This is a genomic window from Arthrobacter sp. TJ-263 (genome assembly GCF_058269155.1).
Map to the genome: position 1 here is coordinate 288,801 of NZ_JBZCNE010000002.1, position 18,496 is coordinate 307,296.

The 18,496-nt window shown below is 71.5% G+C and carries 11 protein-coding genes and 1 tRNA gene; 1 reads left to right on the forward strand and 11 read right to left on the reverse strand.

All coding sequences use genetic code 11. The features are described 5' to 3' along the window. Nucleotides 1–199: 199 nt before the first annotated feature. The 6 genes from AC4D2F_RS11890 to AC4D2F_RS11915 form a co-directional block, all read right to left on the reverse strand. Nucleotides 200–2,905, reverse strand: a complete 2,706-nt coding sequence (locus AC4D2F_RS11890) for a helix-turn-helix transcriptional regulator (protein ID WP_490910741.1) — start codon at nt 2,903–2,905, stop codon at nt 200–202. Then, a complete protein-coding gene (locus AC4D2F_RS11895; protein ID WP_490910742.1) occupies nt 2,902–5,607 on the reverse strand; it encodes a helix-turn-helix transcriptional regulator in 2,706 nt (901 codons plus the stop codon). The genes AC4D2F_RS11890 and AC4D2F_RS11895 overlap by 4 nt, the downstream gene beginning before the upstream one ends. A 196-nt stretch (nt 5,608–5,803) precedes the next feature. Next, nucleotides 5,804–6,784 (reverse strand): ribose-phosphate diphosphokinase, encoded by a 981-nt coding sequence (locus tag AC4D2F_RS11900; RefSeq protein WP_104121083.1) that lies wholly within the window; start codon nt 6,782–6,784, stop codon nt 5,804–5,806. After that, nucleotides 6,781–8,307, reverse strand: coding sequence for a bifunctional UDP-N-acetylglucosamine diphosphorylase/glucosamine-1-phosphate N-acetyltransferase GlmU (glmU, locus tag AC4D2F_RS11905; protein ID WP_490910743.1), 1,527 nt, complete (start codon nt 8,305–8,307; stop codon nt 6,781–6,783). The genes AC4D2F_RS11900 and glmU overlap by 4 nt, the downstream gene beginning before the upstream one ends. A gap of 73 nt (nt 8,308–8,380) precedes the next feature. After that, nucleotides 8,381–8,452 (reverse strand) — tRNA-Gln (locus AC4D2F_RS11910). 129 nt (nt 8,453–8,581) lie between these two features. Beyond that, nucleotides 8,582–8,716 (reverse strand): hypothetical protein, encoded by a 135-nt coding sequence (locus tag AC4D2F_RS11915; protein ID WP_258069957.1) that lies wholly within the window; start codon nt 8,714–8,716, stop codon nt 8,582–8,584. Nucleotides 8,717–8,858: 142 nt separating this feature from the next. Here AC4D2F_RS11915 and AC4D2F_RS11920 point away from each other — a divergent pair, with 142 nt between their 5' ends. Beyond that, entirely contained in the window at nt 8,859–9,389 is a 531-nt protein-coding gene (locus AC4D2F_RS11920) for a hypothetical protein (protein ID WP_490910744.1), read from the forward strand. On the opposite strand, the gene AC4D2F_RS11925 is transcribed toward AC4D2F_RS11920, so the two are convergent. From AC4D2F_RS11925 to AC4D2F_RS11945, 5 genes are all read right to left on the reverse strand, one after another. Continuing rightward, nucleotides 9,364–10,905 carry a dynamin family protein gene (locus tag AC4D2F_RS11925; RefSeq protein ID WP_490910745.1) on the reverse strand — a complete coding sequence of 514 codons (1,542 nt, stop codon included), beginning with the start codon at nt 10,903–10,905 and terminating at the stop codon, nt 9,364–9,366. The genes AC4D2F_RS11920 and AC4D2F_RS11925 overlap by 26 nt on opposite strands. Next, a complete protein-coding gene (locus tag AC4D2F_RS11930) occupies nt 10,902–12,776 on the reverse strand; it encodes a dynamin family protein (protein WP_490910746.1) in 1,875 nt (624 codons plus the stop codon). The genes AC4D2F_RS11925 and AC4D2F_RS11930 overlap by 4 nt, the downstream gene beginning before the upstream one ends. Nucleotides 12,777–12,865: 89 nt before the next feature. Then, a complete protein-coding gene (locus AC4D2F_RS11935) occupies nt 12,866–14,155 on the reverse strand; it encodes an IniB N-terminal domain-containing protein (protein ID WP_490910747.1) in 1,290 nt (429 codons plus the stop codon). 114 nt (nt 14,156–14,269) lie between these two features. Next, nucleotides 14,270–16,447 (reverse strand): LuxR C-terminal-related transcriptional regulator, encoded by a 2,178-nt coding sequence (locus tag AC4D2F_RS11940; RefSeq protein WP_490910748.1) that lies wholly within the window; start codon nt 16,445–16,447, stop codon nt 14,270–14,272. Beyond that, nucleotides 16,444–18,453, reverse strand: a complete 2,010-nt coding sequence (locus AC4D2F_RS11945) for an Hsp70 family protein (RefSeq protein ID WP_490910749.1) — start codon at nt 18,451–18,453, stop codon at nt 16,444–16,446. Before AC4D2F_RS11945 ends, AC4D2F_RS11940 begins: the two co-directional genes overlap by 4 nt. Between the last annotated feature and the right edge of the window lie 43 nt (nt 18,454–18,496).

Below are 18,496 nucleotides of genomic sequence, written 5' to 3' on the forward strand. Positions count from 1 at the left end.
ATCCGGGACCCGCTCTTCACGCGAGTAAGGGCCGAAGCCCTGCAGTTGAAGCGTCATCGGTTCAACAGATGCAACCCTACGCAGATCACCGGGATCGCTCACCAGTACGGACTACTTCAGTTTATCGGGTCAAGTACCTGAAACCCGTCGTCTGACTACTCACTCGCAGCCCTCCACGAACGCGCATGGGTGGCGTAGGTCAATGCTCGTCGTCGTACGCCCGCATCTCACCCTCGAGTTCCTCCCGGGTGGTGATGCCGAGCTTCCCGTAGATGCGGTAGAGGTGCCCTTCCACCGTCCGGGTCGACAGGACGAGCTCCTCCGCGATGGCGCGGTTGGATGCCCCGTCCGCGGCGAGCCTCGCAATCTCGCGTTCCCTGGATGTCAGCTCATGGGAGGCACGCAGGTCCCCCTCCTCGTGGGGCAGTACACCTTCGAGCAGGGACTGGCGGTGGCGTACGGTCCGCAGCGCCATGCGCCGGGCCCTTCCATCCCCCTGCTCCTCGAAGAGGTGCATGGCCCGCACCGACGCCTCGGCTGCGAGCGGGATCTTCTGCAATCTCTCCGCGTGGTCTGCCGCCGCAAGCAGGGCGTTGGCGTCGTGGTCCGCCAGCGCATGCGCGTACCGGGAGAAGACCTGCGCCTCCGAGCCCTCGAGCTGGTCGGCGAGTTCCGCGAGGCGCCAGGTCCTCTCGGTGTCGCCGAGGACCGCGAGGAGTTCCAGCATGTCCTTCTCGCACGAGCGGAAGCCCGTCTCCTGCGCAGTCTCCGCCAGTGCCCGGAGCCCGCTGAGGTCTCCCCAGCCGTCGGGCCCACCGATGCCCGCCGCAGCGAGGAACGCCCGCCCGCGGAGGAGCAGCGGGCGGCTGCCGAGCGACGCCACGCCGTCGAACTCCTCCTGGAAGGCCGCCGCGGCTCCATGCTCCCCCAGAGAGTGCGCAGCCCACGCGGCGACGCCGAGCGCGTAGGGCAGCAGCATTTCGGAGTCCACCTGCCGGAGGGACGCCAGCGCCGGCTCGAGGAGGTGCAGTGCGGTGCGGAACTTACCGCGGCGCGCTTCGAGGACGGCCTCGAGCGCCGCCAACGGACCACCGACGTACTCGAAACTCACCACGGGCCGCCGCCGGTACTCCTCGAGCGACTCTCGTGCGGTGGCGAACTCACCGGCGTGGATCAGTGCGCTGACGTACCTCGCCACGACGCGCGGACGCAGGTGCTCGAGGTCTCCACCGGAACGGTCCACGGCATCGAGCGCTGCGCGGATCCCTGCCAGCGCCGTGTCGGAGTGGCCGAGCGCTGCATCGACCTCGCCGCGGAAGAGCAGCAGGAGCACCGCCAGGGGGGATTCGGACTCCACCCCCGCAGGAGCGAGGGCAGGGAGGGCGTCCGCCTCCGCGCGGGCGGTCGCGAAGTCACCCTCGAGAATCCACCCGAGCAGGTGGAGCAGTCGCAGGGCATACGCTGCCTGCTCCGACTGCTCTGCCGGCGCTGCCCGCGCTGTCGACCCCTGCTCTGACACCCTGGCCAGCCGTTCCGCGCACGCGTCGGCAATGGCATGGATGCGGCTCGGGTCATCACCGCGCTGGACGCAGGCCAGTGCCTTGAGGACGGCGGCGTCCGCAGCGACGACGGGTCGAGCCGCATCCACCGGGACCTGCTCGAGCAGTTCCACGGCCACCGCGTACTCTCCGAGGCCGACCCGTACCCGCGCCTCCTCCACCACCCCGGCGGACTCCTCCCCCGCCGTACGCGCAGCGCTCGCGAACCGCAGGGCGGACTCCGGACTGGAGACGTGCGCCGCGGTGCGAGCCGCCGTCAGGAGGACGGCAGGCGGCACGGGAACACCGCAGTCGAGGGCCCAGTCGAGGTAGTCGAACATGCCCTCGTCCACGGGGGGCGGCACCACCTCGTCGTCGAAGACGCGGCGACGAAGGTCCGCGCTACGTCCAGCGGGAACGAGCGCCCGGACCACGCGCGCCATCATGGGGTGGGCCACCCTGAGCATGCTCGTGGATGAGCCGAGGGTGCGCAGGAGCCCGCGGCGCACGAGCTGCTGGGCCACTGCGTCCTCCTTGATCGCCGCCAGGCGCGCCTGCGGGACGCCACCGCTGAGCGCCACCACCTCATAGGCGGTCCGCTCCTGCTCCGTGAGTTCCTGCAGCAGGGTCTTCGCGAGGTCCATCAGGGGTGCAGCGGGAGGATGGAACCGGCCGGACAGGCACCACACGCCGTCGTGCTCCACGAGCTCGCCGGTGGTGGCGGCGTGGTCCAGGAGCGCGCGCAGCATCAGGGGATTCCCCGCGCTCTGCCGGGAAAGGTAGTGGCCTGCCCCCTGGGACAGCCGCCCGCCCTGGATCGCCTCGCACAACGCGACGGCGTCCGCCTCGGCGAGGCCGGGGAGGTCCACCCTGCTGATGAAACCGTCCGTGTAGAGGGAGAACAGGTCTCCGGCCCGCGGCGGCAGGCCGTCGGCGAAGAGGACCACCTTGATGATGCGGGAGATCACCAGCTGGGTGAGGATGTGGCTGCTGTCGTCATCGATGTACTGGGCATCGTCGACGACCACCACCGCGTTCCGTCCTTCGGATGCCGCCCTGAAGTAGGCGACAAGGGCACGGAGCGCGGAGAGGGAGGAATCGAGGGCCTCGGGTGTCGCGTGGGAGAGGTATGGGCCGAGCGCTCCGTACGGCACCGCCGCGAGGTTCTCCGCGGCCCTGACGAGGAAGAACCGCGTCTGGTGCGGGTCCCCGGCGGTCACGAGGCGCCGGGCGATCGCGCTCTTGCCCGTCCCGAACCCACCCACCACGAGTGCCCCGTGCAGATTGGGGTGGGACAGCGTCTGGGCGATGGCAGCGATGGGTGCCTCGACCCCCACGAGAGGTACTCGCCGGCCGTCGACGCTCATCCGAGGGGTGCCGGGAACAGCTCAGCGAGCTGGGAGCGGGAGGACACGTGCAGCTTCGAGTAGATCTGGTACAGGTGCCCCTCGATGGTCCGTACGGACACGCACATGGCGTCGGCGATCTCCCGGTTCATCAGGCCGCCGACTGCCAGCTGGGCGATCTCCGCCTCCCGCGGAGTGAGGCAGTCGAGCTGGGAGGTGGGGCCGTTGGCATCGGGGTCGCCCAGGACGCGGCGCGCCCGCTGCTGGACCTCTCGCACCATCGACTTGTCCCCCAGTGCCCGCGCCGCATGGAGGGCCGAACGGGCGGCATCCCGTCCGAAATTCTGGTCCCCTCCCGCTGCAGCGAGATCCATGGCCTGCAGGAGCACTTCGGCGTCGCGGTTGCTCACCCCTTTCGCGAAGGTCTCGCACAGGTGGGCGTAGGGGCCCTGCACGCGGGCGGCGACCTCGGAAAGCTCCGTGAGGACTCCGCTGCTGCCGAGCCGGACCGCGCTCGTGAACGCGGACAGTGCGAAGAGCGATGCACCGCGTTCCCTGTCGCTGCGTCCCAGGGCCTGCAGTTGCCGGGCGGCGTCCGGCTTCGCCTCCCGCAGCCCCACACTGAGCAGCTGCAGCTGGGAGGCGATCCGGCGCACCAGCCAGGGATCGCCCGCGGAGGGTTCCGCGTGCACCAGAAGGGGGATCGCGGCCTTGATGTTGTCCCCCACCGAATGGCAGTAGGCGATGGCCGTGGCCGCGAGGGGGAGCACGCGCTGCGGGTCGCCGACCCGCAGCTGATCGAAGGCCGGCGTCAGGACCGCCAGCGCGTCCTGCGGCGTGCCGTACCGGCCGCGGACGAGTCCCAGCGCCAGCTGCACGGCGGAACTGTGCAGCACGGCACCGCTGTCACCGTTCGTCAGGCGGAGCTTGCGTGCGCCCTGCTCCCAGGAGCCGGTCGCGCTGTAGATGGCGATCAGGCGCAGATAGGCCAGTTCCCGGGTACGGGAGGCAACCTCGGGCTCCTGCAGGCGGTCCGCGAGGGCATCGGCGAGCTGGAGCGCCTCCAGCTGGTTCTCCAGCATGGCCCACGCCTCGGTCAGCAGGACGTCGGCGGCGATGCCCTGGTCCCGGCCCAGCGGGACGCCGCCGGAACGCAGGGACAGCACCAGGTCCCGCGCGTCACCGAACCGGCCCTGCAGGGACGCGACCTCCGCGCGGGCGATGACGATGTCGGCCTGGAGCCGGGCGCGGCCCTGCGGCTCGACGCCGGCGTCGGCCTCGAGCCGCTCCCGGGCCTCGTTCAAGGCGTCCTCCACGCCGCCCAGCCCGAGGCGGTGACGCAGGAAGACGCCGGTGATCAGCAGTGGCACCGCCTCCGCGGCCGGCGCGTCGTCGAGCAGTGGAGCGGCGAGCAGCATCGCGTTGCCTGCGTCCTGGAAGCGCCCGGTGAAGGTGAGGGCACGGATGCGCTCGACGGCGGCAGCGACCGACGAGCGGTAGGCATCGCCGAGTTCGGTGTACGCGGCGGCGATGGAGTGCCGGCCGGCACGGTTCGCCGAGCGCGCGGCGGCGAGGGAGAGTTCGGCCGGAACGGGCCGCTGGGCCTTCAGCAGCCACTCCGCATGTCGCTCCGGATCGAGCTGGTCCCCGAGGGTGGCGCCCCCGACCCACCGCTCGTACAGCTCGCCAGCGCGCTGAGCGGACAGAGACGCGGCGGCGCCCGCGCTGACCACGGGGTCCTGGAACTCCACGCGCTCCTGCTCGCCGTGGCGTACCGCGAGCAGGCCGGCGGTCTGGAGGGCATCCAGGTCCGCGCTGCCGGTGATGGACTGCGTGACGGGGAGGGGCAGCCGCCCGGCCAGCGCGAGGACATGGGCGATCTCCTGCTGCCCGGGTGGCAGTTCCTCGAGGATGAGCTGGACCGCTTCGGCGATCTCGGAGGGCACGGGGGTGCTGCCCGGCAGGAGGACCCAGGTCTCCCCATGCCGCACCACGCTGCGTCCGCGAACCGCCCGGATGGAGGCCTGCAGGAACCGCGCGTTGCCGCCGCTCATGCGGTACAGCAGCGCCGCGGCCTCGGCGCTCACCGCTCCCTGCAGCTCGGCCGCCGCGAAGGCCCGTGACTCGAGGGCATCGAACGGCGCGAGGTCGAAGCGGCGCAGGGAGCCGTCCCGCCAGAGGCCGGCGAACTGGGGGTCCGCGGCGGCGAAGTCCTGGGCCGTCAGCAGCACACTGGCGGTCCCGCCGAGTACGAGCTGCCCGATGAGGGCCGCCGAGGACGGATCCAGGTACTCGACGTTGTCCACGGCGAGGACCACGCGGCGCCCGCGCGCCTGCTGGTTCAGGAAGTTCGCGACGGCGCGGAGCACCATCACGGGGCGCTCGACGACGTCCGCCTCGAGCTCCGAGAGGAGGAAGTTGACGGGTCGGTAGGACTGGTCCCGGAACCTCCTGGACCCCCGGATACGGAGGACGTACAGGCTCTCCGCACTGGATGAGAGCACCTGCTGCACGACGGCGGTCTTGCCGACGCCCGCTGCGCCCACGAGGACGGCGCCGACCGACCCGGGGGCGGTCAGGGCTTCCTCGACGGCCAGGAGGACATCCGCGCGACCGACGAAGGAGGGGGCATCGTCCGGAGCAGACCCCCGTCCGGCGCCTGCTGCGGGACCATCGGGTGGGATGGATCGAGCAAGTGACACGCCCTGGCCGTTCGCAGCCATCAGACCACATCCTAGGTTCGAGGGGGTCGATCGCCTCCGAGCCTAAGTAGAGTCACGACGAGCTACACGAGTAGCACCTACGGGAGTTGCGCTCCACCTACTCGATTCTCCACCCGCAGACTCTGGCGAGACTACTTCAAATCGGTCAAAAAACTACTTGTAATGTCAACTAGTCGCCTACCGGCCCGGACGTGGCTCAGGAGTTGCCGTCGAACAGGCTGGTGACCGAGCCGTCGTCGAACACCTCACGGATGGCCCGGGCGATCAGCGGGGCGATGGACAGCACCGTCAGCTGCGGGAACCGCTTCTCCGAGGGGATGGGCAGTGTGTTGGTGACCACGACCTCGCGGGCACCGGATTCGGCGAGCCGGCGCGACGCCGGCTCCGAGAATACCGCATGCGTGGCCGCGATGATGACGTCCTTTGCGCCGGCGTTCTTGAGCACCTGCACGGCGCCGGAGATGGTGCCGCCGGTGTCGATCATGTCGTCGATCAGCACGCAGGTGCGGCCCTCCACCTGGCCCACCACCTGCTTGGAGACGGCCTGGTTGGGGACGGTCAGGTCACGGCTCTTGTGCACGAAGGCGAGGGGCGCGCCGCCCAGGCGCTCGGCCCACTGCTCGGCCACCCGGACGCGGCCGGTGTCCGGGGAGACGACGGTGACGTTGTCGGCGTCGACGCGCGAGCGGATGTAGTCCGCCAGCAGCGGGATGGCCATGAGGTGGTCCACGGGGCCGTCGAAGAAGCCCTGGATCTGCGAGGTGTGCAGGTCCACGGACATGAGCCGGTTGGCGCCGGCCGTCTTGTAGAGGTCCGCGACGAGGCGGGCCGAGATGGGCTCACGGCCGCGGCCCTTCTTGTCCTGGCGGGCGTAGGGGTAGAACGGCGAGACCACGGTGATGCGCTTGGCCGAGGCCCGCTTCAGGGAATCGATCATGATGAGCTGTTCCATGAGCCAGTTGTTCAGCGGGGCAGGGTGCGCCTGGATCACGAAGACGTCCGTTCCGCGCACGCTCTCCCCCGACCGCACGTAGATCTCGCCGTTCGCGAAGTCGTAGGCGGAGACCGGCAGCAGCTCGGTGCCCAGCCAGGAGGCGATCTCCTCCGCCAGCTCCGGGTGCGCGCGCCCCGAGGCCAGGACCAGCTTCTTCTCGCCGTGTGCGGTGATCTCGCTCATGCCTGGGTGCTCTTCTCTTCGGTGGGGGTACTCGTGGGGGTTCCGGGGGAGGGCGCGTCCGCGGCGGCACCCGCCGCGGCGGCGGAGGCGGTGCCGGGCCGCTTCGCAGCCACCCAGCCGGGGATGTTCCGCTGGGCCGCGACGGTCACGGCGAGCGAGCCTGCCGGGACGTCCGCGCGGACCACGGCGCCGGCGCCGGTGTAGGCGCCGTCGCCCATGCTCACCGGGGCCACGAAGACCGTGTTGGAGCTGGTGCGGACGTGGGAGCCGATGACCGTGCGGTGCTTGTTCACGCCGTCGTAGTTGGCGGTGATGTTGCCGCAGCCGATGTTCGTGTACTCGCCGATCTCGGCGTCGCCGGCGTACCCGAGGTGGGACAGCTTGGAGCCGCGGCCGATCGTCACGTTCTTCGTCTCGTAGAACGCCCCGATCTTGCCGTCCTCACCGAGGACCGTGCCGGGGCGCAGGTAGGTGAAGGGGCCCACGCTCGCGCCGGCGCCGATGCGCGCGCCGCTGCCGTGCGTGCGGACCACGTGTGAGCCTTCGCCGATCACGACGTCGGTCAGCGTGGTGTCCGGACCCACCACGGCGTCGCGCGCCACGGAGGTCTCCCCGTGGAGCTGCGTACCGGGCAGGATGGTGACATCCTCCTCGAGGACCACGGTGGAATCGATCCAGGTGGTGGACGGGTCCACGACCGTGACACCCGCCAGCATCCACTGCTCGACGACGCGGCGGTTGAGTTCGGCGCCGAGCGCGGCGAGCTGTACGCGGTCATTGGCGCCCTCCACCTGCCAGCGGTCCTCCTGCACCACGGCGGCGACGCGCCCGCCGTCGGCGCGGGCGATGGCGAGGACGTCCGTCAGGTACATCTCGCCCTGCGCGTTGGATGCGTCGACCAGCGTGAGGGCGCGCCGCAGGACGTCGGCGTCGAAGGCATAGATGCCGGAGTTGACCTCGCGGATGGCCCGCTGCTCGGGCGAGGCGTCCTTGTGCTCGACGATCGCGAGCACGGTGCCGTCCTCGTGGCGCTGGATGCGCCCGTAGCCCGTGGGGTCCTCGAGGACCGCGGTGAGGACGGACACGGCGTTGGCCTCGCCGTGGTGGATGGCCACGAGCTCCCGCAGGGTCTGGGTGGTGAGCAGCGGGACGTCACCGTAGGTCACCACGACGGTGCCGCTCAGGGGGCTCCCGGAGCGGGCGTCGAGGCCCTCGAGCGCCACCTGCACGGCGCGCCCGGTGCCCGGCAGCTCGTCCTGGTCGATCAGGACGGCTTCCGGGTCCACGCTGCCCACGTGCTCCGCCACGCGGTCCCGCTCATGGCGGACGACGACGGCGAGCTCCCGCGGCCCGATGGCGCGGGCGGCCCGCAGTGCGTGCCCGATCATGGAGATCCCGCCGATACGGTGCAGGATCTTGGGGGTCCGCGACTTCATGCGGGTCCCCGCGCCGGCGGCGAGAACGATGACGGCAGCTGGTACGCCGGCGCCCTCCAGGTGCGTGGTTTCGTCCTGTGTGCTCACGAAGAAGCGCTCCTACCTGTAGGTGACCGGCGTGTGCGGCGGACTGGCTGATCCCTGGCCAGCGCCTCCCCCGTTCCGCCCATAGGATTCGAACCTATACTCCACAGCTCCAAAGGCTGGGGTGCTGCCATTACACCAGGGCGGACCGTGACGCACCCCGGGTGGGCCGGGGCATGTGCGCACGGTTATCTAGTTTGCCATGCCCGCGGGACTTTGCCATGACGTGCACGGCAGACCGCCCCGGCACGCTGCCGGGGCGGGACAGGCTGCCGGGTCAGAGCAGCAGGAACAGGACGACGGCGACGACGAACACCACGACGAGGGTCCCGATGACCGTCCAGCTGCGCTGCGTGCCCTCCCCGGCGCGACGGCGTCCATGGTCCGGCGACGGGGACGGTGTATTGGTCATGCACCAACGGTAGGAGCCGGCGCCACCGGGCCGACATCCTGCCGGATACTCGACTGCCGCTACCGACCACTTGCCCGCCTGCCGGCAGGCCCGCCGGCCGTCGACCGTTGAAGCCCCCGCGCGGCGGGGCTAGATTACGACCATGCGTCCTCCCCGGCCAGAGATGTCCAACGCCGTTCCGCCTCCCTCGCTCAGGGTGGCCGCTCCTCCCCCGCTGGTCCGGTACATGGGCGCACTGTGGCTCGCGGGCGGCGTCGTCGGCGTGGCGGCTCTCGTGTTCGCCTACCTGGACCGAGACGCGCATCTGGCCCGTCTCCGGGAGACCGCCGCGGGCATCGACGCCGGGGCGGACGCGGCGCGGCTGGACCAGGTCGCGGCGATCGCGTTCTGGGGCACGCTCGCGCTGTTCGCGGTGGTGCTGGTGGCCGAAGCCCTCCTCGTGCGCCCTCTGGTGCGCGGCCGCGGTGGCGTGCGCTGGGCACTCCTCGTGATGCTCGCGCTCAACGTGGGTGCGGTCCTGCTGGTGGTCGCCTTCCTCGGTGAGGACTCGGCGGGATTCCAGCCCACCGTGCATCTGGCGGGTGTCCAGTTGGCCCTCGCCGCCCTCGCCTTCCTCCTCTGCCTGCTCCCGCCGGCGGCGCGGTGGTTCAGGGACGCGCGCCCCCCGCGCTGACGACCTCGCCCGGTTCCGGCTCGCCCGCCGGTTCCCGCTCGCCCTCCAGGGGTGCCGGGCCTGCACGGACCACCAGTTCCTCGCAGGTGCGCACCACGATCTGGCACGCCTCCTGGGCCCCCCGGCTGGTCAGCGGGTTCTCGGCCAGCACACGCCACCGGTGCAACTGTCCGAGCGCGGCGGCCCGCACCTCCCCGTGATCGGCGGCCGGCTCCAGCCCGAGCCGGTCCGCGGCGGCCGTGCCGGAGCCTCCGACGAGGCGCTCGGCGTCGGCCACTGCCGGCGCGGGCAGCGGGACACGGCCGGCACGCAGGGCGGACAGCAGTCTCAGCTCGTTCATCTCGTGGGCGGTGGCGGTGATCCTCTCAACTCCCGCGTGCAGCCGCGCGGCGGCGTCCCGGGGGTGCGTGGCGAGGATCACCTCGAGTCCGGTCAGGGCCGTCCGGACCCGCAGGGCCGTGGCCCGCGCGTGGAACTGCCGCGTCATGAGCGTCATCAGCTGGTCGAGCCCGCTGCGCCGTGCCAGCTCGTGGGCCAGCGCCGTCGCACTGCCGGTGCCGCCGCGCACCAGGGCGGCGCCCAGCCGGAGCCCGAACATCCCGAACCGGTCCAGCAGGCGCGCGGCGTCCTCCGTCGAGAGGCCGAGAGCGGCGCTACCCGCGACGAAGCGGTCGGCGGAGATCAGGGTGCGCTCGCGGTCGGTCCTCCCGAGCGCTGCCAGCGCCACGAACCCCTGGTACTCCGCCTGCCGGAGGGTCCGCGCGCTCTGGGCGAGCAGTCCCGCCATGGGGAGCACGTCGAGGACCAGGGACCTGAGGGACGGATCGGCCCGGTAGCGGTCGGCGATGCGGGAGGCGGCGATCAGCGAATCGAGCCGCCCCGCCCCCACCTCGTCCGCGCGGGAGAGGACGGCGAGCGCGTTGATGGTGCCCGACCGGGCAGCGCTGGTGTCGTGGAACGCCTCGAGGAACAGCAGGTCCGAAGCGTGGAGGTGCCGCATCAGGTAGATGACGGCGTCGGCCTCGGACGGGGCGTCCTCCGGAGTGAGGAACCGTGTGCTGCGCTCCGAGACGTCCGTGGAGAGCGAGGCGATGCCCGGGGTGTCGATCAGGGTCATGGCGCGCAGGTTCTCGGCCGGCCAGTCGACCACGAGGCGCGCCACGTCCTCGGCCCGCTGCCCGCCGAGATCGAACACCAGCCGCCCGTCCACCCTGGTGAGAGGCAGCAGCCGCGGCTCGCCGTCCACGGGGTGCAGGGTGATCCGGGGCGTCGCCGCGTAGCGGTACCAGGTGATGATGCGCGTGCACTCCCCGGTGCCGGTAGGGGCGATCTCCTCGCCGATGATCGCATTGAGGAGCGTGGACTTGCCGGCCTTGACCATGCCGGCGACGGCGACGCGCAGCGGTTCGCGCAGCCGACGCGCATACCCCTCGAGTTCGGCCCGTACCGCGGGATCGTCGTCGTAGACCAGGAGGGCGTCCGCGAGGAGGGCTTCGACGGCGCCGCTGTCCCTCACGCGTGCGCTCCCGCCGCCACGGCGCCGGTGGATCCGGTGTCGGGCTGCGCGGGCTCCGTGGCCTGCGCGGGCTCCGGGAGGAGGCGCCCTGCCTGCGCGTGCAGGCGGTCGATCGCCGCGAGCTGGGCCTCCAGCTCGGTGATGCGCGCCTCGCGTTCCTGCCGGAAGGTCGACGCCGTCCGCTGCGCCGCCGCGACGGAGTCCGCCAGGGAGCGGTGGTGCTCCTCGGCGATGGCACCGAAGTGGTCGCGGATCTCGCGCTGGACGAGCCGCAGCCGGTCCTTGAGCTGCTTCCCCACCTGGAACACGACGTCGTCCATCTGGCGCCGCACCAGGGACTTCGCCTCACCCTGGCGGCGCTTGAGCCGTGCGTCCTTGTCCTCGCGGTACGCCTTGCGGCCGAGCAGGAGCCCGGCGCCCACCGAGAGCGGATTGATGAGGGCCATACCGATGATGCCGGTGAGCAGGCCGAACATCAGCACACCGCCGTAGGACCCCCGCATGCCGATGAGGACCTTGCCCGCGACGCTCACATGCCCGGGGTCGAGGTACGGCACCTCCTCCACGGGGGCGAGGACGCCGTCCGTGCTGGAGACCTCCAGCAGCGGCAGGGGTACCTCGTCGAGCGCGAACAACTCGGCCACCTGCTCGGCGAGCCACTGTGAGCGCTCGTTGGTCCACACGAAGGTGTCCGACACCGCAGAGGCCACGCGCTGCTCGAGCCACTCGGCGAACTGGTCCCAGATGAGCCCGGGATCGCCGTCGTCGATGGCGGCCTCGGCTTCCCGCTGGATGGACCGGAGCCGATCGCGGAGATCGTGCTCCATGTCGCTGATGAGATCCGACGCGCCGTCGTTGAGGGTGGTCTGCCAGCGCGAGGACCGCTTCCGCTGCTGGTCCGCCCGCTCCTTGGCCTCTTCCAGGTCGGCGAGGAGGAGGGGCACGCCCTCGGGGTTCCGGAGTGCCTGCAGTTCCGCCGTCACCGAGAGGCGCAGGTGATCGGCCGTGGACAGCAAGTCCTGGGCCACCGACTTCCGGCGCAGGACCTGCGCCTTGCCCACCACCTCGTTGCGGAGGTAGCCGATGAGTTCCGGGAACCCCGACTCCCGGTTCAGCTCCACGTCCTTGGTCTGCGACGCGAACAGGCGGAGGTCGGAGGACACCGGGATCAGCGGGGCCGGGATCCCCGCCTCGGAGAGGTGGCCGCGGTCGAGGTCCGCGACGGCCCGCCACTGCGGATACAGGTCCGTCTTGGAGAGCACGCAGCCGACGTTCGGCACGATCCGGGCGGCCTGCCGGAGGAAGCGCAGCTCCGGCTCGGTGTACTCCTGGGACGCATCCGAGACGAGGAGCATGGCGTCCGCCGTGGGCAGGGCGGTGAGGGTGGTCAGGGCGTGGGCGGATTCGAGGCCTCCCACCCCCGGGGAGTCGATGATCGAGAGCCCGTCGGCCAGCAGCCGTCGCGGAAGGCGGACCTCCGCCGAGGCGAGGCCCTGCCGGTTGGACGGGTTGCCCCGTTCGGAGACGAAACGGGCGATGTCCTCGAGGGCGATCTCGCGGCGCTCGACGGCCCCGCGGTCCGGGCCGCCGTCCTCGCGGGGCATCAGCACCGCCGCACTGGCGGGATCGCCGTAGCCCACCACCGTGGGCACGGAGGTGGCGATGTCGTCATCGACGGGGCACACCGGGGCGTTCACGAGAGCGTTAATGAGCTTGCTCTTGCCCTGCTTGAACTCCCCCACCACGATCACACGGATGTCCGGGGTGGCCAGGCGTCCCAGTGTCTGCTCCAGCCGCCGGCGCAGGTCGGCGCGGTCGCCGGAGGCGACCAGCCCCAGGCCGCTCTTCACGAGCGGAATCAGATCATCCATGTGACACTCCCCGGTGAGTTGTTCTATGAGACCACGGGCAGGCCCAACGGGAACAGCTCCCCGTTGGGCCTGCCTCGGTCGTGCTGCGATCAGAGCGAGGAATCCTCGACCTCGATCTCGGACTCGATCTCGACATCCACCTCGTTGTCGACGAAGAACGCGGAGTCGTCGATGGACGTGAACTGATCCGTCGAGTTGTCGGTCGCGGTGAACGAGTCCTCGATCACGACGTCGGTGTTGATCGACTCGTCCGTCGTGAAGGAGTCCTCGATCTCCACATCGACCTCGGTGGTGTCCGAGTTGTCGTTGTACGAGTCCGTCAGGGAGTTGTCCGTGATCGTCGTCGTCTCCTCCGCCGTGAACGAGTCCTCGATCCTCACGTCGACGTCGGTGTTGTCCGAGTTGTCGTTGTAGGAGTCCTCGATCGAGTTGTCCGAGCGGTCGGAGTTGTCGGTGTTGAGTGAATCCTCGATGTCGACGTCGATATCCGTGTCGATGTCGGTGTCGGTGTCCACCGAGTTGTCGGAGTTGTCGTTGTACGAGTCCTCGATCGAGTTGTCGGAGCGGTCCGAGTTGTCCGAGTTGTCGTTGTACGAGTCCTCGATCGAGTTGTCCGAGTTGTCGTTGTAGGAGTCGTTGGTGTTGCCGATGGCGACATTCGAGGAGCCGCCGGCGTGGACGTTGGTGGAGTGGTCTTCGGAGTCGTCGACCGAGTTGTCGACCGAGTTATCTACCTTGGCATCGCCGTCCGCCGCGACCGCCCGGTCACCGGAGGCGACGATGGCCTCGTTCTCGAACCACTGGGTGACGTCGCCGTCGGCCCAGATGTTCTGGTTCACGGACTGGTCGGTGATGGTGTCGCGGTCATCCACGGACGTGGTGTACGAGTAGTTGTTGACGATGTGCAACAGCTGCTGGATCGCGTGGCCGTGATCGCTGTCGTCGTGATCGTGGTCATGGTCATGGTCATGGTCATGGTCGTGGCCGTGATCACCGTCCTTCCCGTCGTCACCGTCCTTCCCGTCGTCGCCGTCCTTGCCGTCGTCGCCGTCCTTCCCGTCCCGGCCGGGAGCACCGTCCCAGCCGTCCTTGCCGTCGTCGCCTGGCCAGCCGTCCCTGCCGTCGTCGCCGTCCCGGCCGGGAGCACCCGGGCTCACATCGCCGGAGGAGTTCCCGCCGGTGTCGTACGTGCGGTCGAAGCTGACCGGGGCGTAGTCCAGGACCACGGGCAGGACGGCGTCGACGTCGTCGCTGCACACGTCGCCGAGGCCGGCGCTGGCCAGGACGGCTTCGGGATCGCTGATGAATTCGCGGGCCGCTTCCTCGTCGTTGAAGAGGTTCATCAGGAAGTCGAGGAGCTCTGAAGCGAGAGTAGTCATGAGATGTTCCTTCGGTGAGGTCGGATCCGCCGGCGGCTCTGCTGGCTTGTGTCCAACGTAGGAGTGGGGGGCGGGCGGGACATCGGTAGTTCCACCCCTGATCCCCGGGGCGCGTTAGGGGTTCCGCCGGCCCCGATTAGGGGAACCCACCGGGTTCGGGACCCGGCCCGGCAGTGGATGCTCGGCGGTGGAGGTCTCCGCGGAGGTGGTCCCGAGCGTCACCCGGAGCCGTGCCAGCAGGTCAGAGCGCGACGAAGCGCCGAAACGGCGCCGGATGCGCGCCACATGGTGCTCCACGGTCCGCGGGGAGATGAAGATCTCCTCGCTGATCTCGCGGTAGGTCCGTCCCTCCAGCACCAGCTGCGCGATCTCCCGTTCGCGGCCGCTGAGTGCCGGCCCTCCTGCCCTCCGTGCTGCGGGACCCCGCGTCCCGGCGTCGGCCCCCGGCGCTCCGGCATCGTGCGTCGCGGCACCGTGCGGGGGTGCCGTCCGGGCAGCCCTCGGTGTCCGGTCCCCCGGCGGGACAGGGGCTGCCGGGGAGGGCCCGACGTTGGGACGCGGGGTCCGCTCACGCGCGGGCCGTAGGTTGCGCGCGCAGGAGAGCAGTCGTGTCATGTCCCGGCGGTCGTCCGCCCGTGCCGCTGCGTGGCCGGCCAGGCGCGCACCCTCCCAGGCGAACCCCGCGGCGGCGAGGCCCTGCGCTGCCACCTCGACGGCGCCGGTCTCGAAGCGTCCGGCGAGGACGGAGACCCAGGCCTTGCCGGCGAGCGCGAAAGTGGCCGCCAGAGGGTAGGCGGAGGGCTGATGGACCAGCGCCGCAGCATGCGGGGCGAGGTCGCCGGGGCGTTCGAGCAGGAGCGCAGCCTGGGCGGCGGACCAGTGCAGAGGGACGGACCACAGCGGCGGATCCCCGAGCTGCGAGAGCAGCACCCATGCCTCGTCGAGGTGGGTCCGGAGTGCGTCGGAGTCGCGGAGCCGGGCTGCTGCGATGACCAGTTCGGTGAACGGGAGGAGGGTGAAGAGATCCACGGAGACGTGCAGCAACGCCTCGCGGGCACGCTGCCAGGCCTGGACGAGCGCCGCACTGTCCCCGGCACGCCGGGCCAGTCCCACCTCGAGCGCCTGCAGCAGGAGGTGGTCCCGCGGCGTGAGGCGCTGATCCTGTGCGCGGGCCTCGTCGCAGAAGTCCCGTGCCAGGGCGGGCTGATCCAGAAGCATGGCGGCCCAGCCGCCCAGGAAGCAGAGCCGGGGGCGCGACACCCGGCCGCCCTGCCCGCCCGCGAGCGCCGCCTGGATGACGGCGAGCGCGGTCTGGTGGTTCCCGGCGAGGAGCGCGACGGTCGCCGCGAGGCAGGCGGGCAGTTCCGGTGACGGGGCCACCCTCCCCGTGGCGTTGAGGGTGTCGGACGAGCGGATGAGGATGGGCACGGCGCTGGAGGGGTCGGGGCCGAGGGACTGCAGGGCACCCTCCGCGAGCAGGAGGTGCGCGACGTCCGCCAGCGACGGCGACGCCGCCGGGCCCCCGCCCGAGACCATCGCCCGGGCGCCCGTCGCATCCCCCGTGGCGAGCAGTGCCAGCGCCCCGAGGGGATCCACCCCGGTCGATCCTGCTCCCGCCGCCCAGCGGTGCACGTCGGCCGCTCGGGACATCATGCCCCGGTGGGCCCACAGCGCGGAGGCGACCCGCACGGCCCGCGCGGCATCGGCGAGGACCGGTTCGGCGTCGGCATCCCCGTGCCCGAAGTAGGTGTCGAGGATGCGGGAGGCGGCGTCGAGGTCGCCGGCACCGAGCGCTGCCTCCGCCCGGCGCGGACCGGTGCCCGTGGCGTCAGCTCCGGCGGCGACCGCGCTTTCCAGCAGGTCGAGGGCCGCTGCGGGATCGGTGCCCAGCAGCGCAGTGCCCTCCTCGGCCAGCACCCCGGCGACGCGGTCGTCGACGAGGCCGTCCGCGGCCAGCCGGCGCGCAAGCGGGCCGAGGGGGAGCGATTCGGAGCAGTAGAGATCCACGAGGGCGCGCTGCAGCCGGCGCACCTGGTAGGCGTCGGCGTCGCGCAGCATGGACGCCCGGAGCTCGGGCATCGGGCGGCCGTCGGGCTGCACGAGGCCGGCGGCCCTCGCCTCGGCGGCCAGCTGTTCGGCGGGCACACCTTCGTTGTACAGCAGCGGAGGGACGAGTCCGGGGATCGAGAAGCCGATGCACAGCGCGAGGACCACCTCGTAGGTCGCCGCGTCCAGCGGCCGGCCGTGGAGCGGGGGCGTCCCTGTCTCCACGTCGTGGGCGGTCACGGTCACGACTCCGACGTGAGGGACGACGGCGTGGCGGGATCGGCGGGCGGATCGGTGGGAGGCGGATCCGCGGGCGCCGGCGCTTCGGGCGTGGTGGGCTGGGGGTCCGGATCGGCGGGAGGCGGGTCGGTGGGTGCGGGGTCCGCCGGTGGCTGCGTGGGATCCGGGGCCGGCGGCGGCGTCACGGGATCGGGAACCGGCGGGGTGGTGGGCGGGGTCACCGGTGGCGCCTCGGTGACGGGAGGCGCGGGCGTCGGTGAGGGGGAAGGAGCAGGCGGCGTCGGACCGACCGGGCCGGCGCCGGGTTCCGGTGCGGACGGGGACGGCGTGCTGGTGCGCGGCGGCGTGGGCTTCGTGTCGCCCGCGGGCTTGGGATCCTTCGACGCAGCCTTCGTCGGGGTGCCGGGTGTGGGGGTCGCCTGCTTCGTCGGATCGGAGGAGGCGCCGGCACTCTTCTCCGTGGCGGTACCCGACGGGGTTGCCTGCCCGGCACCGTCGGGCGCCGTTCCCGCCATCGCCTCCGTCCTGTCCAGGAAGGTCCCGGCGTCGCCCGGCTCCAGCAGGGGCCCGATGCCCCCGTCCGTCTCGTCCGGGGTGGCGGTCACGCCCCCTGCCTCTGCCGTGGGGGCGGCTCCTTCGGCGGCCTCGGCCCGCTGGTCGCCGGACAGGGCCGAGAGCGCAGAGAACGGGTTCGGGGAATTCGTCGCGGACGCCGTCGCGATACCCAGCAGCGCCACGGCCGCGGCGATGGCCGCGACCCGTACCCCGAACCGCCTGGTCGGTAGCTGGGCTGCCGGCCCGTGCGTGGGCAGCGGGGCGCTGTGCGGGGCGGGCCGTGCGAAGCCGGCCGCGTTGACGGTCGGGGCCGCCGCACGCTCCAGGGGCACGCCGGTCACGTGACCCGGCGCCGCGGCGGGCCCGTCCCCCGGCGCATCGTCCAGGGCCGACGTGGCGAAGGCCGCGCCGAGGGCGACGGAGGCCTTGGGGTCGACGTCGATGGCCAGGGGCCGGTCGAACTCCTCGGACAGCAGCTGGGCCACCAGCGGGATGCGCGACGATCCGCCGATCAGCAGGATCGCGGCGAGATCCTGCCCCCTCACCCCCGCACTCTCGAGAGCGGAGCGGAGGGTGGTGAGCGTGTCACCGAGCGCCGGTTCGATCATCGCCTCGAATTCCGACCGGACGATGCGGACCTGCGAATGCGCACCGGGCATCATCACGGACACGGTGGCCTCGGAGTCGGAGGACAGGGCCTCCTTGGCCTCCGTGCACTCCTTCCGGAGGCGGGTCAGCGCGGCGAGGAGCGCCGGGTCGTGCTCCGGTCCGGCCAGCGGGACGTCCGAGCTCTCGAGGACGTGATCGAAGATCTCCTGGTCGAAGTCCGCTCCGCCGAGCCGCTCCAGGCCCTGGGGGGTGCCGAGGACCGCGAACGTGTCGGCATCGGTCTTCCGGAGCACCGTCGCATCGAAGGTCCCACCACCCAGGTCGTACACGGCGAGGGTACTGCCTGCGGGGACCTGCTCCCGCGCGGCGTACGAGAGCGCTGCCGCCTCGGGCTCGGTCAGCAGGACGACGTCGCCGATGCCGGCTTCGGCCAGGGCCTGCCGCAGCAGGGAGGTGCGGTGCTCGCCCCAGCCCACGGGGTGCGTGAGGGTGACGACGTCGGGCGCTCCGCCCTCCCTCTCGGTGGCGACACCCACGACCCAGCTGACGACGGCGGCGACGAGCTGCTGCGGGAGGACCTGTTCGCCGCCGACCATGAGGGGGATGTCGTCACCCATGCGCCGTTTGAACTCCCGGGCGACGCGGTCGGGCTGCGCGGCGCCCCTGCGCTCGGCGGCATCGCCGACCAGCCGGGTGCCGTCCGCACCGAGGAACACGACGGTGGGAATGGCCGCCGCGCGGCTGCCGAGGGAGAGGATCTGCGGCACGCCGGGACCATCACCGTCCGTCCGGAGGGTGGCGGCTGCAGTGTAGCTGGTACCTACGTCGACGCTGAGACCGTAACTCATAGCTCCCCATGTCGTGCTCATCCTTGACCACTCGAGCCCAGCT

What these genes read in the sequence shown, in the direction of transcription:
- AC4D2F_RS11930 (WP_490910746.1), bottom strand. Translation starts at nt 12,776, where the DNA reads ATGGATGATCTGATTCCGCTCGTGAAGAGCGGCCTGGGGCTGGTCGCC.
- AC4D2F_RS11890 (WP_490910741.1), bottom strand. Translation starts at nt 2,905, where the DNA reads ATGAGCGTCGACGGCCGGCGAGTACCTCTCGTGGGGGTCGAGGCACCC.
- AC4D2F_RS11915 (WP_258069957.1), bottom strand. Translation starts at nt 8,716, where the DNA reads ATGACCAATACACCGTCCCCGTCGCCGGACCATGGACGCCGTCGCGCC.
- AC4D2F_RS11895 (WP_490910742.1), bottom strand. Translation starts at nt 5,607, where the DNA reads ATGGCTGCGAACGGCCAGGGCGTGTCACTTGCTCGATCCATCCCACCC.
- AC4D2F_RS11935 (WP_490910747.1), bottom strand. Translation starts at nt 14,155, where the DNA reads ATGACTACTCTCGCTTCAGAGCTCCTCGACTTCCTGATGAACCTCTTC.
- AC4D2F_RS11920 (WP_490910744.1), top strand. Translation starts at nt 8,859, where the DNA reads ATGCGTCCTCCCCGGCCAGAGATGTCCAACGCCGTTCCGCCTCCCTCG.
- AC4D2F_RS11900 (WP_104121083.1), bottom strand. Translation starts at nt 6,784, where the DNA reads ATGAGCGAGATCACCGCACACGGCGAGAAGAAGCTGGTCCTGGCCTCG.
- AC4D2F_RS11945 (WP_490910749.1), bottom strand. Translation starts at nt 18,453, where the DNA reads ATGAGTTACGGTCTCAGCGTCGACGTAGGTACCAGCTACACTGCAGCC.